The sequence below is a fragment of the Sphingobacterium sp. WOUb80 genome (assembly GCF_050058145.1).
Lineage (GTDB): Bacteria > Bacteroidota > Bacteroidia > Sphingobacteriales > Sphingobacteriaceae > Sphingobacterium.
This window is the reverse complement of the sequence record NZ_CP165617.1, coordinates 2,027,060-2,046,097: the sequence shown is the minus strand read 5'-3', so window position 1 is coordinate 2,046,097 and position 19,038 is coordinate 2,027,060. Positions and strand designations below refer to the sequence as shown.

At 42.2% G+C, this 19,038-nt stretch carries 11 protein-coding genes and 1 tRNA gene; 8 read left to right on the top strand and 4 right to left on the bottom strand.

Features of this window, described 5'->3' with window-relative positions; all coding sequences use genetic code 11:
* Positions 1-16: 16 nt before the first annotated feature.
* The 4 genes from AB1Z56_RS08405 to AB1Z56_RS08390 are packed head-to-tail and all read left to right on the top strand — an operon-like array spanning position 17 to position 8,229.
* Positions 17-3,154, top strand: coding sequence for a SusC/RagA family TonB-linked outer membrane protein (locus AB1Z56_RS08405; RefSeq protein ID WP_426791688.1), 3,138 nt, complete (start codon positions 17-19; stop codon positions 3,152-3,154).
* Positions 3,155-3,166: 12 nt separating this feature from the next.
* Positions 3,167-4,795 carry a RagB/SusD family nutrient uptake outer membrane protein gene (locus tag AB1Z56_RS08400; protein WP_309360344.1) on the top strand — a complete coding sequence of 543 codons (1,629 nt, stop codon included), beginning with the start codon at positions 3,167-3,169 and terminating at the stop codon, positions 4,793-4,795.
* Positions 4,796-4,844: 49 nt separating this feature from the next.
* Positions 4,845-5,780, top strand: a complete 936-nt coding sequence (locus AB1Z56_RS08395; RefSeq protein WP_313265514.1) for a hypothetical protein — start codon at positions 4,845-4,847, stop codon at positions 5,778-5,780.
* A 4-nt stretch (positions 5,781-5,784) separates the two neighbouring features.
* Positions 5,785-8,229: a glycoside hydrolase family 2 TIM barrel-domain containing protein gene (locus AB1Z56_RS08390; protein WP_426791687.1), complete on the top strand. Its 2,445-nt coding sequence runs from the start codon at positions 5,785-5,787 to the stop codon at positions 8,227-8,229.
* Positions 8,230-8,354: 125 nt separating this feature from the next.
* Here the strand turns inward: AB1Z56_RS08390 and AB1Z56_RS08385 are convergent, their stop codons facing one another.
* Positions 8,355-8,903 carry a TlpA family protein disulfide reductase gene (locus AB1Z56_RS08385; RefSeq protein WP_426791686.1) on the bottom strand — a complete coding sequence of 183 codons (549 nt, stop codon included), beginning with the start codon at positions 8,901-8,903 and terminating at the stop codon, positions 8,355-8,357.
* Positions 8,904-9,267: 364 nt separating this feature from the next.
* On the opposite strand from AB1Z56_RS08385, the gene AB1Z56_RS08380 reads away from it, so the two are divergent.
* Positions 9,268-10,125, top strand: coding sequence for a hypothetical protein (locus AB1Z56_RS08380; RefSeq protein ID WP_426791685.1), 858 nt, complete (start codon positions 9,268-9,270; stop codon positions 10,123-10,125).
* Here the strand turns inward: AB1Z56_RS08380 and AB1Z56_RS08375 are convergent.
* The 3 genes from AB1Z56_RS08375 to AB1Z56_RS08365 form a co-directional block, all read right to left on the bottom strand.
* On the bottom strand, positions 10,118-10,354 hold the full coding sequence (locus AB1Z56_RS08375; RefSeq protein ID WP_426791684.1) for an AGE family epimerase/isomerase: 237 nt from the start codon (positions 10,352-10,354) through the stop codon (positions 10,118-10,120). The two genes, AB1Z56_RS08380 and AB1Z56_RS08375, sit on opposite strands and share 8 nt — an antisense overlap.
* Before the next feature lie 76 nt (positions 10,355-10,430).
* Positions 10,431-10,520: transfer RNA gene (locus tag AB1Z56_RS08370), tRNA-Ser, on the bottom strand.
* Positions 10,521-10,647: 127 nt separating this feature from the next.
* The gene (locus AB1Z56_RS08365) at positions 10,648-12,765 is read right to left on the bottom strand and encodes an HD family phosphohydrolase (RefSeq protein ID WP_426791683.1); all 2,118 of its coding nucleotides are present in this window, start codon (positions 12,763-12,765) and stop codon (positions 10,648-10,650) included.
* A gap of 151 nt (positions 12,766-12,916) precedes the next feature.
* Here AB1Z56_RS08365 and rpe point away from each other — a divergent pair, with 151 nt between their 5' ends.
* The 3 genes from rpe to AB1Z56_RS08350 all read left to right on the top strand — a co-directional run bounded on the left by rpe (position 12,917) and on the right by AB1Z56_RS08350 (position 19,033).
* The gene (gene rpe, locus AB1Z56_RS08360; RefSeq protein WP_293908132.1) at positions 12,917-13,597 is read left to right on the top strand and encodes a ribulose-phosphate 3-epimerase; all 681 of its coding nucleotides are present in this window, start codon (positions 12,917-12,919) and stop codon (positions 13,595-13,597) included.
* A gap of 358 nt (positions 13,598-13,955) precedes the next feature.
* Positions 13,956-16,718: a bifunctional aconitate hydratase 2/2-methylisocitrate dehydratase gene (locus tag AB1Z56_RS08355; RefSeq protein WP_426791682.1), complete on the top strand. Its 2,763-nt coding sequence runs from the start codon at positions 13,956-13,958 to the stop codon at positions 16,716-16,718.
* Between the two features lie 50 nt (positions 16,719-16,768).
* Positions 16,769-19,033 (top strand): aconitate hydratase, encoded by a 2,265-nt coding sequence (locus tag AB1Z56_RS08350; RefSeq protein ID WP_426791681.1) that lies wholly within the window; start codon positions 16,769-16,771, stop codon positions 19,031-19,033.
* The last annotated feature ends 5 nt before the right edge of the window (positions 19,034-19,038 follow it).

Sequence of the window (19,038 nt, the reverse complement as noted above, 5' to 3'; positions counted from 1 at the left end):
TTATAAATCAAGACATATGATAAGCAAACAATTGTTGAGCAGGGGCGTGGCCGTCGTGGTCATGACCAGCGTGACCTCTTTGGTCTGGGCACAATCCTTCACAGGATCGGTTGTTTCGGCTGATTCGGGCTTGCCAATCGGGGGAGCGACTATCAAAGTAAAGAATCAGAAGATTTCAGCAAGTAGTGATGAATCGGGCAAGTTTTCACTGACGGCGAGCGCGGGAACTGTATTGACCATTACTTACGTGGGCTACAAAACGGAGGAAGTTAAAATTACCGGTCCTAATATGGTAATCCGCCTGCAACCACAAGCTTCCGATCTCGAAGAAGTGGTGGTCATTGGCTACGGTGTACAAAAGAAAAAATTGAATACAGGAGCCAATTTGAAGGTGGAGGGTGAAGAACTGCAGAAACGCAACCAGTTGAACCCGCTGCAGTCGCTTCAGGGGCAAGCACCCGGAGTATCCATTACATCAACTTCGGGTCAACCGGGAGCAGACATGAAAGTTGTCGTCCGCGGATTGGGGACAATCGGCAATTCGGGTCCGCTATACGTTATTGATGGCGTTCCGGGAGGGGATATTTCGGTCTTGAATGCGGCCGATATTCAATCTATCGACGTACTTAAAGACGCTGCTTCGGCTGCCATTTATGGTTCGCAGGCTGCAAATGGGGTTATCTTGGTTACCACCAAAATGGGCGCAGCGGGTAAAAATGTGCTGTCGTTTGATGGCTATACGGGTATTCAGAACGTTTCGCGTAAAGCGAAATTGCTGAATGCAGATCAGTACAAGCTGATCATGAATGAGCAATCACTGAATTCGGGAGCCGCGGTGATTGATTTTAACAGCATGGACGGTTTGGCCAATACCAATTGGATGGATTACATGTTCAAGGATAATGCAAAAACAGACAATTACAATGTTGGCCTGACCGGTGGCAATGAAAAATCCACCTACGCTTTATCGATGAACTACATTGGTCAGGAAGGAATTGTGGGTGGTAAAGACGTTTCTAACTACGAGCGTTATGGTTTCCGAACCAACTCGGAACATAAACTCTTTGATAACTTTGTGAAAATAGGGCAGCACCTCAACTTTAACTACATTAAAAATCGAGGCATCAGTGTTGGCAATCAGTACAGCAATACGCTGCGTGGTGCTTTTGCCACGTCGCCCTTGTCACCGGTGTATTCGGACAATGGCTTGTACGGAAGTCCTTTCAATGATACCTCCAATTCACCTTGGTACAATGGGGACAGCAATCCATATGGGGTGATGATGACCAATTCGAACAACGCCAATGATGGTCAAAAATTACTGGCGGATGTATTTGCGGAAATCGAACCGATCAAAGGCTTGAAGGTCCGGTCATTGCTGGGGTTCAACTATTATGCTTCGGAATACAGAAGTTATACACCCTTATACCGGTTCTCTATCTATACCTACAACCAAGATCATACAACGACCTCACAGAACATGAGTAAGGGGCATACTCTGACCTGGACAAATACAGCTTCCTATGACTTTGATATCCATACGGATCATCGTTTTTCGGCCATGATCGGTATGGAATCGCTGCGTTATCAGGGAACTTACCTTTCGGGGTCCAACTGGAATCTGCTTTCGCAGTTCAACGATTTTGCTCATGCCTATCTGGACAATACCACAGGCCAGGCACACCTGGATGAAAAAGGTAATGTAGTCGAAACGCGTACGGTGTCGGGAAAACCAGAGAACATCACCCGCAGGGTCTCGTATTTTGGTAGGCTAGGCTACAACTACAAGGAAAAGTACCTGTTGAATGCTACATTGCGTGCAGATGGATCTTCCAAATTTTCACGCAGCAACCGCTGGGGATATTTCCCTTCGGTATCGGCAGGCTGGGTAATTTCATCGGAAGAGTTTTTTAAAGAGCATTTAGCGGCTGTAAACTTCTTTAAACTCCGTGCTTCATGGGGGCAAGTGGGTAACCAGGATATCGCTGATTTTCAATATGCGGCACCCATTAGTACCTCAACAGGAATTACATCGTCCAATCCCGGAGCACATTATGTCTTTGGAACGAGCAACAATAATATCGCTGGGGCTTATCCGAGCCGCCTGTCCAATCCGAATCTGACCTGGGAAACTTCTGAACAGACCAATATTGGATTTGATGCCAAATTTGCAAACAGCCGTTTGGATGTCGTTGCTGATTTTTATGTCAAAAAGACGAAGAACTGGCTGGTTACTGCGCCTGTTTTGGCGACAACCGGAACGTTGCCTCCTTTTATCAATGGCGGTGACGTAAAGAATACAGGTGTGGAGCTGGGGCTAAACTGGGCTGATAAGATTAATGAAGTGAAATATCGTGTTGGGGTAAATGGTGCCTATAACAAAAATAAGGTGGGACAGATACCAACTGAAGATGGTATTATCCACGGACAGACAGCCATGTTGTACGATAACTCGGAAGAATTTTATCGCGCCGCAAACGGTCTACCCATTGGCTACTTCTGGGGGTATAAGACGGATGGTCTATTTCAAAACCAAGCCGAGATCGATGCCTGGAAAACAGCTGGGAAGGGTATCCTTCAGGCCGATGTAAAACCGGGCGATGTGAAATATGTAGACCAGAATAGCGATGGCATTATCAATGCCTCGGATAAAACAAATCTGGGTGTGGGGATGCCTAATTTCACCTATGGATTTAATATTGGACTGGATTATAAAGGATTTGATTTCTCGGTGAATGCTTACGGTTCCCTCGGAAACAAAATTGTGCAGTCTTACCGCAATCATGCGAATAAACAAGCAAACTATACCACACGAATATTGGATCGATGGACCGGAGAAGGGACTTCCAGTACGATCCCTCGTGTGACGGAAACCAATGTAAATTGGCAGTTTTCAGACCTTTACATTCAGGATGGAGACTTTCTTCGAATCAGCAATGTGACCTTAGGTTATGATCTATCGAAGCTAATCAAATGGAAGTACGCCAATCAGATCCGCTTCTACGTACAAGGGCAAAATCTGTTCACGTTCACCAAATATGATGGGATGGATCCTGAGATAGGTTATGGAACCGATGGTTGGGTATCGGGTATCGACCTTGGCTACTATCCGAGACCAAGGACTGTATTATTTGGCCTAAATGTTAAATTCTAAACACAAGAAATCATGAAAAAAACGAGCTATATCTATCATTCCATGTTATTTGGGTCCTTAATCTTAGGATCATGTTCATCTAGTTTTTTGGATGTCGAACCGATGACAAGCGTTTTGGAAAGCAATTTTTATAAAACGGTAGCCGATGCTGACATGGCTTTGGTCGGTTGTTATGATGGTTATCAACGGACAACCTCCAATGGGAGCCAGTCATTCTATCTAACAGCTGAGGTGGCCGCCGACAATTGTTTTGGTGGAACAGGTACAACAGACGGTCGCTCATTTCAGGCAATAGACCGCTTTGATATTGCGCAATCGCAATCGGACAATAATATTTTTGATGGTACCTGGTCAGATTACTATGCAGGAATTTTTCGCTGTAATACGCTATTGGGAAAATTAGACGGTACTGATTTTTCGGGCAATACAACGGCGCGGGCACGTATTGAAGGGGAAACGAAATTCCTACGGGCCACCATGTACTTTGATCTTGTCCGTCTATTTGAAAACATACCTTTGCTAACGAGCCCGACCAATGAGAATACCCCGCAGTCGGATCCCAAAGCGATTTATCAGCTGATTGTTTCGGATCTTAAATTTGCGGCTTCCAATATCCCAGCCACAGCTTACCCCAAGTCAGCTGCGGCAACCAATGATGGTCGGGCAACTCCATTTGCAGCTAAAGCGCTATTAGCCCGTGTTTATCTATTTTATTCTGGCTATTATGGAAGCGAAGATATCGGCGTCTCCAAAGCCGAAGCGCTGGCTGGACTGGAGGAGGTCATTAGCAGTGGCCAGTTTGCGCTGGTGGCTGATTTCAAGAATCTGTGGCCGGCTGCGAGTTATATCCCGAATGTAAGCAACAATACACTAGATATCTCCAAATATGCTGGTAAGGGAAATGCTGAAGTGGTGTTTGCACAGAAATTCAACAATACATCGAATTACAACGGTTATGTTGATGGCAACCGTTGGGTAGTCTTTCTTGGCTTACGTGGTAAAAATTGGTCGCCTTATGGCCAGGGATGGGGGGCGTGTACAGTAAGCAAAAAATTCTTCAATGAGTTTGACAATACGGATACGCGTAAGACTGCTTCAATTATTGATATCGATGGCGAGAAGATCACGGGATTTGATCTGAAAGATCAGCGCGAGTATACAGGTTATACCATAAAAAAATACGCCCCCACGGCATTGCCGGATGGTACCACTAATACAGGCGGAGATAAGGATATGCAACTGTCCCAAGATCAGGATTACTTTGTCATCCGCTACGCTGATGTCTTGCTGATGGCGGCAGAACTCGGTTCGGCAAATGCACAGAAATACTTTGACGAGGTACGGAAAAGAGCGTATAAGACCAATTTTGTGTCGTTAGCAGCCTCAAAAAACAATATTCTGAAGGAAAGAAAATTTGAATTTGCGTTTGAAGGTATTCGCTATTGGGATGTATTGCGGCAGGGGCTAAATAATGCGGCCGCTACACTGGAAACAACGGAAGATGTGCTTAGCGGTTCGGTACCGGAGAAGGTTACTGTGACTAAAGAGCGTTTTCTGACAACGAAAGGATTTATGCAGATTCCAAACAAGCAGATTACTCTATCCAATGGCGTACTGAAACAAAATGCCGGCTGGAATTAGACACAAGAGCAGCAGCACTTGCTATCCATTGAATTATAACTAGACAAAAATGAAAAAGATATTCACATATGCCATCTGCTTCTTTGTAGCGATGGTACTCTTTGGAGCCTGTTCTCCAGAGAATTATACACTGGGGGACATCGATGTTACATCGGCACAGTTGGAGAAGGGAAAAGCTTTTACCATTGAACATGACGCCAATAATCCCAATATAGTGTATTTGACCAGCTTGATGGATGCCAAATACACCGCATTATGGGAGCATCCGCAGGGACGGAGCCAGGAAAAAAAGGTGACCTTGAAAATGCCTTTCCCTGGTGAGTACACGGTCAAATTTGGTGTCGAGACCCGTGGTGGAATTGTCTATGGTGAGCCTGTGACATTTAAAATCGATCAGATGTATGCTGATTTTATTAGCGACGAAACCTGGACCTTATTGTCAGGCGGAGCAGGGGAAGAGAAAACCTGGTACCTCGATCTAGACGCTGACGGTACCTCCCGTTACTTTAAAGGTCCGCTTTATTTTTACGGCACCGGTGACTGGTGGGGAAGCATCAACAAAACCGCTGCGCCTTTAAACAGCGATAGCTGGAGCTGGGAACCCGATTGGAAAGACAATAGCTGGCTTATGCCTGCAGGCGATTATGGGAGTATGACCTTTGACCTGAAAGGTGGTGCAAACATTAACGTGAATCACGCCATGTTGGGCAAAGTCCAGAAAGGGACTTTTAATATCGATACCGAAAAGAAAACCATTCGCATGACGGGGGCTTCGCCTTTACATGGAAAACCACAAGATGGGATCGTCGTTGACTGGGGCGACGTCCGTATTATGTCGTTGACCGAGAATACCATGCAATTAGCAGTATTGCGAGATCCCGTGCTTTCGAACGATGGAGCGGCCATGCTGACCTTTAATTTTATCAGCAAGGCCTACAAGGAGAGTTTGACTGAAGATTCACCGGCTGCCAAAAAGACCCCATAAATGTATGCCGAAGCAACTATTTGATACAGGGTATAGCCGAATAATAGGTATACTGTTCTTGCTATTGGTGACCGCGAGCTCCTTAAGTGGGCAATCCAGGAAGGTTATTGATTTTAATGGAGGCTGGTGGTTTAAACTGGACAGAAACCAGCAATACAGCGATGGGCGAAAAGGAGAAGGCTGGCGACAGCTCGATCTGCCGCATGACTGGAGCATCGAAATGCCATTTAGAGAAAACAGCCCCGCAGGGAGTGGGGCTGCTTACCTCGATGGTGGCGTAGGCTGGTATCAAAAAACGTTTAAGCTGGCGAAGGCCGAGCGGGGGCAGCGGATATTTGTCGCATTTGAAGGTGTATACGAAAACAGCGAAGTCTGGATCAATGGGCATTTCTTAGGGAAAAGACCCAATGGTTATATCGGATTCGAATATGAGCTGTCACATGATCTATACTGGGATGGTAGGGACAATCTGCTGTCCGTCAAAGTAAATAACAAGAATCAACCCAACTCGCGTTTCTATTCCGGTTCGGGGATCTATCGGGATGTTAAATTAATCAGCCGAAATCCAATCAGCATAGGCACCAGCAGTATCTTCATTAAAACTAGGCAGCTCACCGACAAACGTGCAGCAGTAGACCTGTCGCTGGCAATTGAGCAGAGCCGTAAAGAGTCAAAAAAGATGACGCTGCTGACAGAGGTCCTTTCCGCTCAAGGTGCTGTTGTCGCAAGCAAACGTACTACTTTGAACGCTGTCAAAGCAGGTTTACATCCCATCGCACAGCAGATCGTTATCGAAAATCCCGTCTTATGGGATATTGAAAGTCCCTATCAATATACAGCAAAAATGCAGCTCATTGTGGATGGTCAGGTGCTGGATGAACAGCATACCAAATTTGGCTTACGCAATTTTAGCTTCGATCAGCAGCAGGGCTTTATACTGAATGGAAGACAGCTTAAAATCCGGGGGGTCTGTTTACATAGTGATCTCGGCGCACTAGGCATGGCATTTAATCGGTCTGCAGCATTACGTCAGCTCCGCATGATGAAAGCAATGGGGGTGAATGGGATACGGACATCACACAATCCTGCGGCCCCAGCGTTTTTGGATCTCTGCGACAGCCTGGGTTTTGTCGTGATGAGCGAAACATTCGATGTCTGGAAAGGCCATAAAAATCCCTATGACTATCATTTATACTGGGATCAATGGTACAAGCGGGACTTTGTTGACCATGTCAAAAGGGACCGGAATCATCCGTCGCTGTTTATCTGGTGCCTGGGTAATGAAGCGCAGGAGCAATGGCATTCCAAAGCTGATGGTACAGCCATTCCGATCGCGCTGGCAGCAATCGTCGATAGTCTAGATGGCACACGTCCGACCACCATTGCTAATAATGAGCTTTCCAAAGCCAATCCCGTACTGATGAGTGACGCGGTGGATTTAGTTGGCTATAACTACAATCATAAAAAATGGGCAAGCTTCCCACAGGATCGTCCCGGAAAGAAATTTATCGTAACCGAAAGCACCTCGGCATTGGAAAGCCGTGGGAAATATGATTTGGTTCCTTATGATTCTAGTCGCATGTGGCCCGAAAGATGGGATATTCCTTTTGATGGGGGCAACAAGGACAGGAGCATATCGGCTTACGACAATGTATTCACGCCTTGGGGATCAAACCATCAGACGAGCTTGCGGTTAATGGAAAAATACAGCCATATTGCAGGTATGTATGTGTGGACGGGTTTTGATTATCTCGGCGAGCCCACGCCATACACTTGGCCGGCGCGAAGTTCGTACTTTGGCATTGTGGATCTAGCCGGATTTCCGAAGGATGTCTACTATCTGTATCAAAGTGTATGGACAGAAAAACCGGTCTTGCATGTATTGCCTCATTGGAATTGGAAGCAGGGTGACCAGGTAGACGTCGTGGTCTATTTTAATCAAGCTGACCGGGTGGAGCTTTATCTGAACGGTAGAAAAATAGGAGAACAGTCCAAAGACCCAGACCGGTACGACCTTGTATTTAGAGGCGTGCAATTTGAACCTGGGAAGATTGAGGCAATTTCGTATCAGGGAACGGAGAAGGTGCTGAGTAAAACAATCCATACGGCATCGAAAGCGCACCGCATACAATTGTCATCAGAAAATGCCACTTTCGATACAGCAAACAGAGAACTTTGCTTTGTACATGCTTCTGTGGTGGACGAGTTTGGTACAATCGTCCCGGATGCCGCTGATAGAATCGAATTTGAGGTGGAGGGAAATGGTGCTAAAATTGTGGCGACAGACAATGGCAATACGACGGATCTGACCAGTTTTCAATCGGCGTCGCGTCACGCATTTCACGGCAAAGCATTGGTGATCGTCAAAAGTGAAAATAAAGGGTCAATTGTCGTTAGAGCAAATAGTAAGGGACTTATTTCAGGAAAAGTGCAAATTAATGCGAAGTAGGGAGTCTGGTACTGCTTTCCTCCGAAAACAAAAAAATACTGTCTGATTTCTCAGACAGTATTTTTTCTTCTATTATCTCGAAAATTGGTTCTGTTCTAGGACTATATTGAACGATCGTATTCAATTTAATTGTTAGCCACATTTACTTGTTTTAGCTGATATTTAAGCTTTTCTCCAGAACTCGGTCTTATTGCATCATTAGTGATCAGTGTTCCTTGTTTATCGACGATTGCATAAATAGGTATGCCTCTAAATTGCTTTTTGCTGTCGAATAAAAATAGGTTTTCTAAATCCGTTGCAAATTGATTCGGTTTTCCGTCCGGTGCCTGATATGTTACAAAATATCCTGTGGCGTTCTCGGTTTTTAGTACTTCTAGAGCTTTATCCGTCTCTCCAAAATTGTCGATACTAATATAGAGTTTGACTATATCTTCGTTCGTAAAAAACTCATCAAGTCCTTTAGAACTTTTCAGTTCCTGAATACACGGTTTGCACCACGAAGCCATAAAATCAATATAAATAACCTTCCCTTTAAATTGCTTAATCAAATCATTAAACGATAAGGGATGTTTTAAAATGGTGAGCACATCTTTAGGTTTCGATAAATCTGTCTGTCCATGTAGCTTTCCTAGAATTAACAGGAAGAAAAATAAGGAAGTTAAATATTTTTTCATTGATTATCTTTTGTACATAAAAGTAACCAACAAATGCAGCGTTTTTAGATTCGTTTAAGTTAAAAGTAGTTAAAATTGTATTCTATATTCTAATATCACGGGTATAGTTCAAATTGATACACTTTTGTTCCATAATTGACTTGAAAAAGGGAAGAGTGCTGAGAATTGATCATTGGCGACCGTTGGCAGAATAATAAAACCGAGTCAAATGATTGTATATATTAGAGAACTTTCCAATGTTTATAGAAAATAACGAAACAGGATACTAAATCCACGACGGACTTAGATCAGTTGGATTTTAACAAAAATGATCGTATCACCACTACGTGATTTCGAGGCCAGTCATTCTCTTAATTTTTGAGTAATGGTATCATTGAATATAAATAAAGTACTTATAGTAATATCTGTATTGACTATTTTGACCACTTTGGGATGTGTTTCTGAAGTTCGGAAAAAACCGTCAACTTTTAAAACCTTACAAAAGGTTCCTGAAAGTGGAACCTATTTTAGAAATTCGGATACTTCGTCTTTATTTGCTGTCATTCAGGGTATGAATTCAATTCATCTTTATAAGATAGATTTTAGGGACAGTGTCTATATAGGTAAATTCTTTGGCGAAAAAAGTAATGACTCCATTTTTATGGATTGGAGGGATTATCAGAAATATCCTTATAATTCGAAAATAGGTTATATTGGAGGACAACCTTATCCAATGTGGACTATTGCTAGAAAAAATAAGGAAAATCCCAAAAATGATATTAAAGGATATTTTTTAATAGATGAAATGGTAAACGATCCGCTATTGGGACAAAAACTTGAGCGAATTTCCAATGAAACTTTTTCAAGGGTTTTGCTTTCCTACTTAGAAAAGACAATATTTAACTTTAGAAAAAATATTATGATTTTTGATTCTAAAAATCTAAATGGTCGGAAATATGACTGTAATATAAATATTGATCATAGAGATTTAAATTACCAATTTGACAATCCCTATGGAACAATTAATTTGTTTTATAATCTTACAATTTCTACAAATGGCGAAATAGTAGAGTCCGGTATTGATCATTTGAAAAATGCGAATCAAAAAATTGAGCTAATAAAAGAAGTTGCACATAATTTAATTGGTAAAAAAGCACAAATTTATACAATATTAAATCTTCCCGTTTCCACATGCATCCCATGTGCAGTGACGATACGATTTACTGTACCCGCTGTTAAATAGCTGGTTGTTGAAGCTCTTCTAGTATTTTCCAGCATTGGTATAGTCCTCTGGGAAGATGGAAGCAACCTTTCCATTTTCCACCTTTTAAAGAAAGGAGGGGCTCACCTGTGCGTTTGAGGTATCCATACCAATCGGGATATTCAGGGTCCTTAAAATGTGCCCATGAACCGCACGTGAAAGCCATGCTGGATACTGGTCGATCTGATTGTAAAGCGTGGAAAATAGCCATACCTGCTGTTTTTGGTGCTACCTTAGGCAATGAACAAAAAAAAAGCTTTCTGATTTCTCAAAAAGCTTTTTTGTCTTGGCGGAAGAGGCGGGATTCGAACCCGCGGTACCGTTTCCAGTACGACAGTTTAGCAAACTGTTCCTTTCGGCCACTCAGGCACCCTTCCTCGTTTTGACATTGCAAACATAAGGCAATTATTTGATTCTGCAAAGTCTAAATAATAAAAAAAATGCAAAAAAAATGTAACGTTGCAATAAGCGTTTGAAATTCAATTTGTTGTTTGACAATTAAAATTACATTGTTTTTTTGCTCAAATCATAATCTACCCGTACATGGTAGATACTTTTGAGCATAGCCTTAAAAATAACCGCAGATTCGGTGATATCTTTGAGTGTAATATTACTATTGTTGAACTGGCCGCGCATCAATTTGTGCTCAATAATTTTGTCGACAAGATTATTGATAGACTCCTCTGAAGGTTCTTTCAGTGCACGGGACGCTGCCTCAACCGAGTCGGCCATCATGAGCACCGCTGTTTCCTTGGAAAAAGGAATAGGACCGGGGTAGGTAAATAAAGACTCGTCAACCAGTTTATCGGGATTGTTCTTGACAAAAACGTTATAAAAATAGTCAACACGCGTCGTTCCATGGTGTGTGCGGATGAAATCAAGGATAACATCTGGCAGCTGATGTTTTTTGGCAATATCGACCCCTTTGATGACATGTGATATAATAATCTGCGCACTCTGTTCCGGAGAAAGCTCGTCATGCGGATTTTTTTCTGTCCGCTGGTTCTCGATGAAAAATTGAGGGTTTGTCAATTTTCCAATATCGTGGTACAGGGCTCCGGCACGGACCAACAGTGGATTCCCACCAATTTTGTAGATAGCGGCTTCCGCTAGATTAGCTACCTGTAGGGAGTGCTGAAATGTTCCCGGCGCTTTAAAAGAAAGTTCTCGCAATAACTTGGAGTTACTATTGGTAAGCTCCATGAGCGTTAGATCTGATACAATACCAAATAACTTTTCGAATGCATAGATCATCGGATAAGCCAATAGGGTAATCATCACGCTTACGAAAAAGGGAAGGAGGTCAGACCAGTAAATGGTGTCTATCGATCCGTTTCTCGTGACGACCAAGCCAATGTAAGCAATCCAATAGGTGCCGAGGATAATGGCCGAGGAAATAAACAGTTGTTCCCGTTTGACCAATGTTTTAATGCTATAGATCGCAACTATCCCCGCCATAAATTGTAAAAAGACAAACTCAAAACTATTCGGTACAAAGAGACCTGCTAGCAATACCATCAACAGGTGGATATTGAGCGCCACCCGTGTATCAAATAAAATCCGGATTATAATGGGGACAGCACAAAATGGGATGTAATAGAGATTGGGTATCTTGATTTTGATAGCCCAAGACAGGACTGCGAGCATACCAATGATCACAATCATGATAATGACTAGCAACCTATTGTTGAAATAGATGTCCTTACGGAAAAGAAAAAGGAACACCATCAAAATAGAAAGGGCAAGCGAGATAATCAGAAATTGCCCCAGAGTCACATAGTTTTGATTTCCACTGATCTTGCCTTCGTCTTCATATACCTTACGGAGCGACTCCAGTTTCTGGTAAGTCTCATTGGATATGATTTTCTCTTTTTCGGCGATTAGTTCTCCTTTTTGGACCACACCGCGCGTAGCCGATATGTTTGCAATGGCATTTTGCTCTAAAGCTTCAGTTTGCTGATCGTTGTAGATGTAGTTAATGGTAATGTAATTTTTTAAGGTTTCCTCCAGCCAGCTCTTTTGTTTTATCTTGGTCAATTTGGGCATAATCTCATCCATATAACCATAGGAGCTTTCAATGGTGTAACAGTCGGCTGTGTTTTTTTGGCTGGCAACTTTATCCTGGATGAGTGTGAAGTTGTAATGCTTGGACGCTGGTGATTTGTCATTGCTGCGGTTCTGGAACCGGTTGTTCAGCGACAGGATGCCTTTGCCATAGAGGTGGCTTAAGATGGCATTGCCGGCATTTCTATAATCCGCTATATTTTCATGTGTTGTATCCAGTTTACTGCTTTGCCATTTTTCGGCGAGGTCGGTATTGAATTGATCAATCTGCTCTTTGCTCGTTGTTGTATTGGCATTGTAAATCGGTTGAATCGTGTTTAAGATACTTTTCTTATCCGCATTTAATTCCTCCTGCGTTTTTAGGATGGCAAAATTATAGGGTGATATCAGATTCTCATGATTCCATACTTTTCCTTTTTGGAATTCATAGCGAAAACGAGGCTGTTTGGGAAGGAATATACAGATCAGAATGATGGTGATAAGTATTAATCCAATTTTTCGGATAAGGTTCTCCGTTGTGTTTAATTCTCTTTTGTATTTTATTTTTAGTCTTCCCACTGCGAGCTATATTTTTGATATAATGTTAATATACAAATGTAGTTATAATTTATTTTCTGCAGCTTCTGCCAATTGTCGTTTGTAGGTATTAAATCGGGTAAATGCTGTGATGAACAGAAAATACTTGTTATCTTTGCAAAAAAAATACAACATGTCAACAAAATCACATCTAATTGCACCATCCGTTCTTGCGGCAGACTTTGCGAAATTATACGATGATATTATCATGGTAAACAATAGTGAGGCAGATTGGTTTCATATTGATATTATGGACGGTGTTTTCGTTCCCAATATCTCTTTTGGATTCCCAGTTATGCAGGCTATTGCAAAACATGCTACTAAACCTTTGGATGTACATTTGATGATTGTTGATCCAGACCGTTATCTGCAGGTATGTAAAGACTCTGGTGCGGAGATTATTACTGTGCATTATGAGGCCTGTACACATTTGCATCGTACACTGGCTGCGATTAAGGAATTGGGCTGTAAAGCTGGTGTTGCCTTGAATCCACATACGCCAGTAGCACTTTTGAAAGATGTTCTGGCGGATTTAGACTTGGTCTGTATCATGTCTGTTAATCCGGGATTCGGTGGTCAGAAATTTATTCCGAATACTTACGCCAAAGTGCAGGAACTAAGAGCCATGGCACAGGGTGTGAATGATGGTCTGTTGATTGAAATCGATGGGGGAGTAACGACTGCGAATGCAGCACAGTTATTGAAAGCCGGAGCAGATGTGCTGGTGGCAGGTTCATTTGTCTTCAACGCGACAGATCCGCTAGAAACTGTGAAAGCATTAAAAGACATTGATATAACTGTAGAAAGTATATAAGACGAAAAGGTGATTTAATAATATAAATCACCTTTTTTTATGACAGAAATAGAGGCAGCATAGCGGATTTCAAAAAAAGATGGCAGGATTGCATAAGTGCTGTTTAGAACAATTCCAAATTGATTTAAATAAATGGAATGCATGCGTTTAAAGCTGGATTTTCACTATTTTTGTAATTAGTCATGCAAGTTGATTTACGACAAATAGATCAGCTTCAAAACATAAAGTGGAAGGGCTAATTTGTGATTTGTCAGGGAGACCCGATAGATGGTGCATTAGCTTAATTATATAACAGACATGGTGGTTTAGAAAGACAATGTGTTTCTATGCTGCCCATAAAATAGAAAGATAGATATCTATGAGTATTTACAACGATTACGTACAAGAGGTTGTAGAACGAGAAGGCCAAGGATTACATCCTAAGCCTATTGACGGAGCAGAATTACTAAGTGAAGTAATTGCTCAGATTAAAGATTTAAACAATGAAAATAGAGCTGAATCTTTAAGATTGTTTATTTACAACACGTTGCCGGGTACTACGCCTGCAGCGGGTGTTAAAGCACAATTCCTGAAGGAAATTGTTCTGGGTGAATCAGTTGTTGCTGAAATTACACCTGATTTCGCTTTTGAATTGTTGTCACATATGAAGGGTGGTCCTTCAATCAAGGTTTTATTGGACCTGGCTTTGGGTACAGACCTAGCTATTGCAAAACAGGCGGCTGAGGTTCTTAAAACACAAGTTTTCTTATATGACGCGGATACCGCTCGTTTGAAAGAAGCTTTTGAACAAGGCAATGAGGTTGCAAAAGATATTTTAGAAAGCTACGCAAAAGCAGAGTTTTTCACAAAACTGCCTGAGGTTGCTGAGGAAATTCAGGTGATTACTTTTATCGCTGGTGAAGGTGATATCTCGACAGATTTATTGTCGCCAGGTAACCAGGCTCACTCGCGTTCAGATCGTGAATTACATGGAAAATGTATGATCACACCTGAAGCACAGCAACAGATCGTTGAGTTACAGGCGCAACACCCTGGTAAAAGTGTCATGTTAATTGCTGAGAAAGGTACAATGGGGGTAGGCTCATCTCGTATGTCAGGTGTAAACAACGTAGCACTTTGGACAGGTAAACAAGCGAGTCCTTATGTTCCATTTGTCAATATTGCACCTATTGTGGGTGGTACGAATGGTATCTCACCAATTTTCTTGACTACAGTAGATGTAACCGGAGGTATCGGTATAGATCTTAAAAACTGGGTGAAGAAAGTGGATGAAAATGGTAACGTAATCCGTAATGAGAAAAATGAGCCGATTCTTGAAGAAGCTTATTCTGTCGCTACAGGTACTGTTTTAACGATCAACACAAAGACTAAAAAGTTATATAATGGTGGGCAGGAGCTAATCGATATATCGAAAGCTTTGACTCCTCAAAAAATGGAATTTATTAAAGCAGGTGGTTCTTATGCTATTGTCTTTGGTAAAAAAATCCAAACTTTTGCAGCGGAAACTTTAGGTATTCAAGCGCCTGCGGTATTTGCTCCTTCAAAAGAAATTACAATTGAAGGTCAAGGTCTAACTGCGGTGGAGAAAATCTTCAATAAAAATGCAGTTGGTGTAACACCAGGTAAGGTGTTACATGCTGGTTCTGACGTTCGTGTTAAGGTGAATATTGTTGGGTCGCAAGATACAACAGGTTTGATGACTGCGCAGGAGTTAGAAGCAATGGCTGCTACGGTAATTTCACCTACAGTAGATGGCGCTTATCAATCAGGTTGTCATACAGCATCGGTATGGGATAAAAAAGCACAAGCGAATATTCCAAAACTGATGAAATTTATGAATGACTTTGGATTGATCACAGCACGTGACCCTCAAGGTGTATATCATTCAATGACAGACGTTATTCATAAGGTATTAAATGATATTACCATTGATGAGTGGGCGATCATCATCGGAGGTGATTCACATACCCGTATGTCTAAAGGTGTGGCTTTTGGTGCTGACTCTGGTACGGTGGCGCTAGCTTTAGCGACAGGTGAAGCTTCTATGCCAATCCCAGAATCGGTAAAAGTTACATTTAAAGGCAGTATGAAAGAACACATGGATTTCCGTGATGTGGTTCATGCTACACAAGCACAGATGCTGCAGCAATTTGCTGGCGAGAACGTTTTCCAAGGCAGAATTATTGAAGTTCATATCGGAACGCTTTTAGCCGATCAGGCATTTACTTTTACTGACTGGACTGCAGAAATGAAAGCGAAAGCTTCTATTTGTATTTCGCAGGATAATACGTTGATCGAATCATTGGAGATCGCTAAAAACCGTATTCAGATTATGATCGATAAAGGCATGGAAAACAAAAACAATGTTTTACAGGGCTTAATTGACAAGGCGAATAAACGTATTGAGGAAATTAAATCTGGTGCTAAGCCTGCTTTAACTCCAGATACCAATGCGAAATATTATGCAGAAGTTGTTATTGATCTGGATATCATCGAAGAACCGATGATTGCTGACCCAGATGTGAGTAATGCGGACGTTTCCAAACGTTATACACACGATACGATACGCGACCTTTCTTACTACGGTGGAAACAAAAAGGTAGACTTAGGTTTCGTCGGTTCTTGTATGGTTCACAAAGACGATTTGAAGATCGTGTCGAAGATGTTGAAAAACATTGAACAGCAAAAAGGTGTCGTTACATTTGAAGCTCCTTTGGTTGTTGCAGCGCCAACTTACAATATAATTGACGAGTTGAAAGCGGAAGGCGATTGGGAATTCTTACAAAAATACTCTGGATTTGAATTTAGTGATGCTTTACCAAAAAGTACAGCACGTACTGAATACGAGAATATTATGTACTTGGAACGCCCTGGTTGTAACCTTTGTATGGGTAACCAGGAAAAAGCAGCTAAAGGTGACACGGTAATGGCTACTTCAACCCGTTTATTCCAAGGACGTGTTGTTGAAGACAGAGATGGTAAAAAAGGAGAGTCTTTATTAGCATCAACTCCAGTTGTTGTTCTTTCAGCGATCTTGGGCCGTATTCCGAATATCGAAGAATATAAAGCTGCTGTGGAAGGCATTAACTTAACAAAGTTTGCGCCTATTCCAACAAAATAATGAGTGATTAGGGTTTAGTAACTTAATTAAACAACATAAATTAGAGAGATATGGCTTTTGATATAGATATGATTAAAAAGGTCTATAGCCAATATGACGAGCGCATTACTGCGGCTCGTCAAGTGGTTAACAAACCTTTGACTTTATCTGAGAAAATTTTGTATGCCCACCTTTGGGAAGGCAATGCTAGTGAAGATTACAAACGTGGCGTTTCTTACGTCGACTTTGCTCCAGATCGCGTTGCTATGCAGGATGCAACTGCACAGATGGCATTATTGCAATTTATGCAAGCTGGGCGTCCAAAGGTAGCAGTTCCTTCTACTGTACACTGTGATCACTTGATTCAGGCGAAAGAAGGAGCAGACAAAGATTTAGCACGAGCTAAAAACGAAAGCTCTGAAGTATTTAACTTTTTGAGTTCTGTGTCCAATAAGTATGGTATCGGTTTCTGGAAACCCGGAGCAGGTATTATTCACCAGGTTGTTTTGGAAAACTATGCTTTTCCAGGCGGTATGATGATCGGAACAGACTCGCATACGGTGAACGCCGGTGGTTTAGGTATGGTTGCGATCGGTGTGGGTGGTGCTGATGCTTGTGATGTCATGGCGGGTTTGCCTTGGGAGCTTAAATTTCCTAAGCTGATCGGTGTAAAATTGACGGGTAAGCTCAGCGGATGGGCTGCAGCAAAAGATGTGATCTTGAAAGTTGCAGGTATCTTGACTGTAAAAGGCGGGACAGGTGCTATCGTTGAGTATTTTGGCGAAGGTGCGGAGTCTTTATCTTGTACAGGAAAAGGAACAATCTGTAACATGGGCGCTGAAATTGGCGCAACAACCTCAACTTTCGGTTATGACGAATCGATGGAACGTTATTTACGTGCTACCGGTCGTGCCGAAGTGGCGGATGCGGCAAATGTGATTAAAGAACACCTGACAGCGGATGCGGAAGTTTATGCTAACCCTGAGCAGTATTTCGATCAGTTAATAGAAATCAATCTATCTGAGCTGGAACCTTCTCTAAATGGTCCTTTTACGCCAGATTTGTATACACCAGTTTCACGCATGCGCGAAGAAGCTGAAAAGAATGGCTGGCCTTTGCAAGTGGAGTGGGGATTGATCGGCTCGTGTACAAACTCTTCTTATGAAGATTTATCCCGTGCGGCCTCTATTGCAAGACAGGCTGTGGATAAAGGATTGATCACAAAAGCTGAATTTGGGATTAATCCAGGGTCAGAACAAGTACGTTTTACGGCTGATCGTGATGGTTTGCTGAAAACTTTTGAAGACCTCAATGCGACGATTTTTACGAACGCATGTGGTCCTTGTATCGGTATGTGGGATCGTGTAGGAGCCGATAAACAAGAGAAAAATACAATCGTTCATTCATTCAACCGTAACTTTGCGAAACGTGCTGATGGTAACCCGAATACATATGCATTTGTTGCATCGCCAGAATTGGTTGCTGCGATTGCGATTTCTGGTAATTTGGGCTTTAATCCTGTAACAGATACGTTAACCAATAATAAAGGTGAGCAAGTGAAGCTGGATCCACCTGTGGGTGACGAATTGCCAACAAAGGGATTTGCGGTAGATGATCCAGGGTACCAGGCACCAGCGGCTGACGGTAGTTCCGTCGTGGTTGATGTGGCACCAACATCAGACCGTCTTCAATTGTTGGAGCCCTTTACTCCTTGGGAAGGTACGGATTTAAAAGGTTTGAAATTATTGATTAAAGCGAAAGGTAAATGTACTACTGACCATATTTCTATGGCTGGTCCTTGGTTGAAATACCGTGGTCACTTGGATAATATTTCAAACAACATGTTGATCGGTGCAGTGAATTTCTTCAATGAGAAAACGGATAACGTTAAAAACCAATTGACAGGTGAGTATGGTCCTGTTCCTGCAACACAACGGGATTATAAAGCACACGGTATTGGCTCAATTGTCGTCGGTGATGAAAATTATGGTGAAGGTTCTTCCCGTGAGCACGCTGCAATGGAGCCTCGTCATTTGGGAGTCCGTGCTGTTTTGGTTAAGTCTTTTGCCCGTATTCACGAAACAAACCTGAAAAAACAAGGGATGTTGGGATTGACGTTTGCGAACAAAGACGATTATAACAAGATTCTGGAGAATGATACCATTGATATTATCGGTTTGACAGAATTTGCTCCAGGTAAACCACTGACACTTGTGTTACATCATGCTGATGGTACATCGGAGGAGATTTTGGCGAACCATACGTACAATGCACAACAAATTGAGTGGTTCAAGGCCGGTGGAGCTTTGAATATCATCCGCAAAAATCAAGGATAATAACT

Excerpts from the sequence above, each read along its gene's own strand:
- AB1Z56_RS08405 (WP_426791688.1), top strand. The coding sequence starts at position 17 with ATGATAAGCAAACAATTGTTGAGCAGGGGCGTGGCCGTCGTGGTCATG.
- AB1Z56_RS08385 (WP_426791686.1), bottom strand. The coding sequence starts at position 8,903 with ATGAAAAAATATTTAACTTCCTTATTTTTCTTCCTGTTAATTCTAGGA.
- AB1Z56_RS08380 (WP_426791685.1), top strand. The coding sequence starts at position 9,268 with ATGGTATCATTGAATATAAATAAAGTACTTATAGTAATATCTGTATTG.
- AB1Z56_RS08395 (WP_313265514.1), top strand. The coding sequence starts at position 4,845 with ATGAAAAAGATATTCACATATGCCATCTGCTTCTTTGTAGCGATGGTA.
- AB1Z56_RS08375 (WP_426791684.1), bottom strand. The coding sequence starts at position 10,354 with ATGGCTATTTTCCACGCTTTACAATCAGATCGACCAGTATCCAGCATG.
- AB1Z56_RS08355 (WP_426791682.1), top strand. The coding sequence starts at position 13,956 with ATGAGTATTTACAACGATTACGTACAAGAGGTTGTAGAACGAGAAGGC.
- AB1Z56_RS08390 (WP_426791687.1), top strand. The coding sequence starts at position 5,785 with ATGCCGAAGCAACTATTTGATACAGGGTATAGCCGAATAATAGGTATA.
- AB1Z56_RS08350 (WP_426791681.1), top strand. The coding sequence starts at position 16,769 with ATGGCTTTTGATATAGATATGATTAAAAAGGTCTATAGCCAATATGAC.
- AB1Z56_RS08400 (WP_309360344.1), top strand. The coding sequence starts at position 3,167 with ATGAAAAAAACGAGCTATATCTATCATTCCATGTTATTTGGGTCCTTA.
- rpe (WP_293908132.1), top strand. The coding sequence starts at position 12,917 with ATGTCAACAAAATCACATCTAATTGCACCATCCGTTCTTGCGGCAGAC.